Here is a 2,165-nt window from a genome sequence, read left to right on the forward strand (position 1 = left end):
CCGGTGATTGTTGATATCGATAGGGTCGGCAGTTTCGGGATGGGCGGCTGGCAGCAGCTGTGATGGACTCACACTTGGCAAGCCCTTTGGGCTCTTGGTTAACCGTCCACGGAATGTTTGCTGGCGACTGTTTCGCGCCGCGCCCGTACATCCCATCTCGTCAAAAATCGATATGCGTGCAGCAGGGAACTTCTGCCACAATCTGCCGATGGCACAGTCCAGAGTGCGACTCCGCTCGGCGACCGCTGACGATCACGCTTTCGTCGTCGAGATGGCCCGCCATGCCTGCATTATCGAAGACTGGCCACTTCCTGACCCCGGTGACGGCGAAGTGCTCGAATTGCTCCCACCTGTTGGCATCGTGCCGATCCTTGCCGAGGATCACAGCGCGATCGCTATCGGTGCGGTGTGGACGTACCATAGCAATCCGCCATTGCGCACTGATGCGGCCGGGTCGCCATTGCCGGAACTCTGCATCGCTGTCGCACCAGGCTCGCGGGGAGCCGGCATCGGCGGCTTGCTTCTGGATGCACTGTTCGCCGAGCTTTCGCCACATGCAGAAGCAATGTGCACTAATGTCCATGTTCGCAATCCGGCCAAACATCTGTACGAGCGCAAGGGATTTCGCGTGGTGGGCCAAGGCAATGGACCCCTCGGCATCGCTATGATCAAAGATTTGCGATGAAGGGCCTACGCGTGGATGCCGCGTTCTCGTTGGTCTAGGTTCGGATTTTGCGCGATGATGCCATGTGTGCCGACTTTGATCCCGCCGGCGATATCCGCTGTCTCCTCATCCGTCGTTGTCGGTGGGCTCTATTGCGTTGCTCCGACCGTGGCGACTGTCTGACGCTCGCGCGGTCGTGGACGCCTTCAATGACCCCGAGATCCAACGCTGGCATGTGCGGCGCGCCGATTCTGAGGACGAAGCGCGCCAGTGGATTAGCGAGTGGCGTGACGGGTGGACTGCAGAGGCTCAGTTGAATTGGGCGCTGGTTGACCGCACCAGCGATTCATTGACCGGCCGTATTTCGCTCAAATGCGTGGATTTGCACGATGGTTCAGCTGAAGCGGCGTACTGGATGGCGCCAGCGTGGCGTGGACGAGGACTCTGTTCTCAAGCCCTTACTACTTTGTGTCAGTGGGCATTCCGTGAAGTCGGTTTCCAGCGGATTGGGTTGGAGCATTCGGTCGCCAACCTCGCCTCTTGTCGGGTTGCGGAGAAGGCCGGGTTTCGCGTGGAGGGCATCCGGCGGAGTGCTGCGTTGCACGCTGACGGCTGGCACGACATGCACGTGCATGCGCTTCTGGCCGGTGATACGCAGGACCGCCGGTGATGAGCGCTGCTTTCGGTCGAGTGGATGCGTTGGACTTCGTCGCGGCGCGGATTCCTGTCTTCGACGGTCAGCGTTGCCCGAGGATCGCGATCGACGGGCCCGACGGTGCCGGCAAGACCCATTTCGCGGACGCACTAGCCGAACTTCTACGAGACCGACAACGACCAGTCGTCCGAGTATCACTCGACGACTTTCACAACACCCGCGAGGTTCGGTACCGGCTGGGCCGTAGTTCGCCTGAGGGGTTCTGGTCAGACTCCTACAACTATCGCCAGTTCTATACCGATGTCCTTGTCCCGTTTCGGCCCGGCGGATCTCGGCGATACCGCACCGCCTGCCATGACGTCACCACTGACACGATTCTCATGCCGGAGCCGCAGCTGGCCGCCCCGGGCACAGTGCTCGTGGTGGACGGAATCTTCCTGCACCGCAACGAGCTTGCCACTAGCTGGGACCTATCCGTGTTCCTCGATGTTCCCTTCATCGAAACCGCACGAAGGATGGCCTTGCGAGATGGAAGTAACCCAGACCCGGACCATCCCACCATGCGGCGCTATGTTGAAGCGCAGCGCCGCTACTTCCGAGAATGCAAGCCTCAGGATCGAGCGACGATCCTGATCGCAAACAGCAACCACGAATCGCCAGTAGTACTCCGCGGGTAACCAAACGAACTGCGAGCACGCGCACCCCCCGCTGCCTTCAGAGGTGATCGGGGCCCAGTGGCTTGTCCACAGAACGGGCAAGGTGTTAGCAGTGTCGGCTCTCGACCAGATATCGAGTCCTACCGATCGAAAGGTATTTTAGACTGGTCTCGAGCTGCCTGTTCGCCGT

Annotated in this window: 3 protein-coding genes; all 3 read left to right on the forward strand. The window is 60.4% G+C overall.

Annotated elements, in window-relative coordinates; translation table 11 throughout:
• Positions 1–208 precede the first annotated feature (208 nt).
• The 3 genes from KXD98_RS28370 (at position 209) to KXD98_RS28380 (ending at position 1,996) form a co-directional block, all read left to right on the forward strand.
• Positions 209–685, forward strand: a complete 477-nt coding sequence (locus tag KXD98_RS28370) for a GNAT family N-acetyltransferase (protein WP_157835606.1) — start codon at positions 209–211, stop codon at positions 683–685.
• Between the two features lie 175 nt (positions 686–860).
• Positions 861–1,334 carry a GNAT family N-acetyltransferase gene (locus KXD98_RS28375; protein ID WP_016895292.1) on the forward strand — a complete coding sequence of 158 codons (474 nt, stop codon included), beginning with the start codon at positions 861–863 and terminating at the stop codon, positions 1,332–1,334.
• On the forward strand, positions 1,334–1,996 hold the full coding sequence (locus KXD98_RS28380; protein ID WP_043988409.1) for a uridine kinase: 663 nt from the start codon (positions 1,334–1,336) through the stop codon (positions 1,994–1,996). Before KXD98_RS28375 ends, KXD98_RS28380 begins: the two co-directional genes overlap by 1 nt.
• Positions 1,997–2,165: the final 169 nt, after the last annotated feature.

It is taken from the genome of Mycobacterium sp. SMC-4 (genome assembly GCF_025263265.1).
Classification (GTDB): domain Bacteria; phylum Actinomycetota; class Actinomycetes; order Mycobacteriales; family Mycobacteriaceae; genus Mycobacterium.